Genomic DNA, 3182 nt, shown 5'->3' on the forward strand with positions numbered 1-3182 from the left:
GTAAGCATCCGAGGAGCGCCGCCTTGAGCGGTTGAGATGAATCTGTCGTTTTGTCGCTATGGACAGGCATAAGGACAGTTTTCGGACACCGGTGAGCCGGCTTGAAATCATCGACACAGGGCGTCGGCGGCGCTTTACCGCCGAGGCCAAGTTCAAAATTCTCGAGGAAGGCTTTTCTGGCGATGGTCGCCAGGTCTCCGCGACGGCTGAGAAGCACGGGGTTTCGCGCTCACAATTGTACCGTTGGCGTCAGTTGGCGCAGTCCGGCAGCCTTTGCCGCAATCGGATCGAAGGCTTCGTGCCCGCAGTGATCACACCGGACGTGCCAGCTCCCGTTTCGGCTGCATCGGCTTCGGTAGTGGGTAGCGGTCGCATGGAGGTGCTGAGCACGAACGGTCGACGTGTCATTGTCGATCGCGAGGTCGACGTCGATGCGCTGCTGCGCATCCTGCGCGCGCTGGAGACGTTGCGATGATTCCGATCCCGACAGGCGTCCGGGTTTGGCTGGCGACGGGCTATACGGATATGCGATGTGGGTTCCCGTCGCTAGCGTTACGGGTGCAGGAAGTGCTGAAGCACGACCCGCTGGGCGGTCATCTGTTCTGCTTCAGGGGTAAACGCGGTGACCTGATCAAGGTCGTTTGGCACGATGGCCAGGGGGCCTGCCTGTTCACGAAAAAATTGGAACGAGGCAAGTTCATCTGGCCTTCTGCCGACGGTGGCGCGGTGCCGATCTCGACGGCGCAGCTTTCCTATCTGCTGTCAGGAATTGACTGGCGCGCGCCGCAGGAGACCTGGCGCCCCAGCCGGGTCTGACTGCATTTTTGCATTGAAAATGTTGAGAAATCTGATTCAATGTCGCTATGACATTGCCGCCGCTTACCCTGCCATCGGACCTTGCAAGTGCTCATGCGGCGCTGCTGGCCGAACGTGCTGCGCGACTGCAAGCTGAGGCGGAAGCGGCCAACGCAAAGGCCCGGCTATCGAGCATCGAGGCGCTAAACGCACATCTGCAATTGCTGCTTGGCAAACTTGAGCGCGAGAAGCACGGCCCGCGCCGTGAGCGCACGCAGCGGCTGATCGATCAGTTGGAATTGCAGCTCGAAGAGCTCGTGGCGTCGGCCGCCGAGGATGAACTGGGCGCCCAAGAGGCCGCGGCCAAAACGCAGTCCGTACGCGCCTTTGCCCGCAAGCGTCCGGTGCGCAAGCCGTGGCCTGAAGACGTCGAGCGCGAACGCATCGTTGTCGAAGCGCCGACGGCATGCGCCTGCTGTGGCGGCTCGCGGCTGTCGAAGCTGGGCGAGGATGTGACTGAAACGTTGGAGGAGATCCCACGCCGCTTCAAGGTTATCGAGACGGTGCGCGAGAAGTTTACCTGCCGCGATTGCGAGGCGATCAGTCAGGCTCCCGCACCGTTCCATGCCACTCCGCGCGGCTTTATCGGTCCTCAGTTGCTGGCGACGATCGTCTTCGACAAGTTCGGGCAGCACATCCCGCTGAACCGCCAGAGCACGCGGTTCAAATGTGAGGGTATCGATCTGTCGACCCAGACCCTGGCCGATCAGGTCGGTCACGTTACCTTCGCCCTCAAGCCGATATTTGATCTGATCGAGGCACATGTGTTCCAGGCCGAGCGGCTTCACGGTGACGACACGACGATCCCAATCCTGGCCAAGGGCCAATGCACGACCGGGCGAATATGGGTTTACGTGCGCGACGATCAGCCATTCGCCGGCCCTGCGCCGCCGGCGGCGGTCTTCTACGCCTCCTGCAATCGGCGCGGCGAGCACCCGCAAAGGCATCTGGCCGACTTCAGCGGCATTCTTCAGGCGGATTGCTACAACGGCTTCAATCCGCTGTTCGATCTGACGAAGAGGCAGATGCCGGCAACGCCCGCGTTCTGCTTCGCCCATGCGCGGCGGAAGTTCTTCGAACTGGCCGATGTCGCTCGCAATGCTCGGCGCGGCAAAGGTACCAAGCCGATCTCGCCGGTAGCCCTCGAGGCGGTGAAGCGCATCGATGCCCTGTTTGCCATCGAGCGCGACATCAACGGTCTGAGCGCGGCCGAGCGGCTTGCGGTCCGGCAGGAGAAGAGCAAGCCGCTACTTGGCGATATGGAGGAATGGTTACGCACCGAGCGGGCCAGCCTATCACGCTCATCGCCGGCGGCCGGACCGATCGACTATATGCTGTCGCGCTGGGCTGACTTTGCCCGCTATGCCGACGACGGCAGGACCTGCATGACGAACAACGCCGCGGAAAGAGCGCTGCGCGGTGTGGCTTGCGGAAGAAAGGCTTGGCTCTTCGCCGGTTCCGACCGCGGCGCAGATCGCGCTGCCATCATGCTCACCCTGATCATGACCGCACGGCTGAACGACGTAGACCCGAAGGCTTGGCTCGCCGATGTCCTTGCTCGCATCGCCGACCTGCCGGCCTCGCGTTTGCCGGAACTGCTTCCCTGGGAGTGGAAGCGGATACGCCAGGGCAAAAACTCCGCCCTCATGCTGGCAGCTTGACAATGGCCTCTTCTCTCGTCCGTCTGAAGGTCACCCTTGATCATGTCGAACCGACCGTGATGCGGCGCATTGTCGTGCCGTGGCGCATCCGGCTCAGCCGGCTGCATGAGGTATTGCAGGCTGCGATGGGGTGGACCAACACCCACCTCTACGAATTCCAGATCCGTGACGTTGGCTTTGGTTTGCCCGACCAGGAATGGGGGGATGGTCCACTCGATGCCCGCAAGATCTCGCTCCTGTCGGCAATCCAGGACACCGGTGCGAAATCCTTCAAATACCACTATGACTTCGGCGACGGCTGGACGCACAGCATCAAGATCGAGCGCACGTTCCCTGTCGTCGCGCTTGCAGATCCAATGCTGATCGAGGCAACGGGGCGCTGCCCGCCTGAAGACGTTGGCGGTCCGTGGGGATACCAGGAGTTCCGCGAGGCGCTCGCCGACCCCGCTCATGAACGGCACGCCGAACTTGTCGAATGGTCGGGCGCCAAAGACTTCGACCCAAACAATGCAGCCTTCGCTGATCTCAACAGAGCCGTGGAAAACCTGGCTGCGAAATGGGCGCGTCGATCACGCCGGAAAGCCTAACCGCAGCAACCTCATCACTATAGCCCGATTTGCCTAACTCGCGCGTGCTCATGCCGCGTGGCTGCTCGGATGCTTACAC

General features: G+C 61.9%; 4 protein-coding genes. All 4 read left to right on the forward strand.

Annotated features, from left to right (window positions below; translation table 11 throughout):
- The first annotated feature begins 58 nt into the window (after positions 1-58).
- The 4 genes from AKG11_RS33240 to AKG11_RS33255 are packed head-to-tail and all read left to right on the forward strand — an operon-like array spanning position 59 to position 3103.
- Entirely contained in the window at positions 59-475 is a 417-nt protein-coding gene (locus AKG11_RS33240) for an IS66-like element accessory protein TnpA (RefSeq protein WP_050747116.1), read from the forward strand.
- Positions 472-816 carry an IS66 family insertion sequence element accessory protein TnpB gene (gene tnpB / locus AKG11_RS33245; protein ID WP_050747117.1) on the forward strand — a complete coding sequence of 115 codons (345 nt, stop codon included), beginning with the start codon at positions 472-474 and terminating at the stop codon, positions 814-816. Before AKG11_RS33240 ends, tnpB begins: the two co-directional genes overlap by 4 nt.
- A gap of 47 nt (positions 817-863) precedes the next feature.
- Positions 864-2516, forward strand: coding sequence for an IS66 family transposase (locus AKG11_RS33250; protein WP_050747118.1), 1653 nt, complete (start codon positions 864-866; stop codon positions 2514-2516).
- 2 nt (positions 2517-2518) lie between these two features.
- Positions 2519-3103 carry a plasmid pRiA4b ORF-3 family protein gene (locus AKG11_RS33255; protein WP_050747119.1) on the forward strand — a complete coding sequence of 195 codons (585 nt, stop codon included), beginning with the start codon at positions 2519-2521 and terminating at the stop codon, positions 3101-3103.
- The last annotated feature ends 79 nt before the right edge of the window (positions 3104-3182 follow it).

The organism is Shinella sp. SUS2, from assembly GCF_001262505.1.
Classification (GTDB): domain Bacteria; phylum Pseudomonadota; class Alphaproteobacteria; order Rhizobiales; family Rhizobiaceae; genus Shinella.